Below are 599 nucleotides of genomic sequence, written 5' to 3'. Positions count from 1 at the left end.
CAAAATCACAGGCTTGCCCAACAAGCAAAATTCGGAAATAGACCCCGCACCGGCTCGCGAAATAATCAGGTCGGCTATGGAATAGGCTAAATCCATGCGAGAAATAAACTCATACTTAGAGTTTAGAGTGTAGAGTTTAGAGTTTAGAATTGAGCCTTCCTTTTTGTCATTGTCATTGCGGGCTTGACCCGCAATCCCCTCATAATATGCCTTGCCTGTTTGCCAGATGATTTGTACGTTGTCAGGGGATTGCGGGTCAAGCCCGCAATGACGCGCCCCCTCCCCCTGCGGGTCAAGCCCGCAATGACGCTCTCTCTCCCCCTGCGGGTCAAGCCCGCGATGCTCCCCTTGCGGGTTAAGCCCACGCTCTCCATAGTACGCGAGTATGCTTTCGTTGATTGTTCTTGCTCCCAGGCTGCCTCCTACTATTAGGATTGTTTTTTTGTTGGGGTCTAAATCGAAATGGGTGTAGGCTTCTTTCTTTTTTGCTTCTGTTATGAGCAAATCTTGTCTTACCGGATTGCCTGTCAGTACTATTTTTTTTGCGGGGAAAAAGGCTTCCATGCCTTCGTAGGCTACGCAGATGGTGTTGGCTTTTT

At 48.9% G+C, this 599-nt stretch carries 1 protein-coding gene; it reads right to left on the bottom strand.

The genetic code is table 11. From position 1 onward, the window contains the following. Positions 1–599: UDP-N-acetylglucosamine--N-acetylmuramyl-(pentapeptide) pyrophosphoryl-undecaprenol N-acetylglucosamine transferase (locus ASC50_RS01965; RefSeq protein ID WP_304518305.1), on the bottom strand; the 599-nt coding region annotated here is incomplete at both ends.

It is taken from the genome of Candidatus Symbiothrix dinenymphae (assembly GCF_001431085.1).
This window is presented reverse-complemented; position numbering and strand designations above follow the sequence as displayed.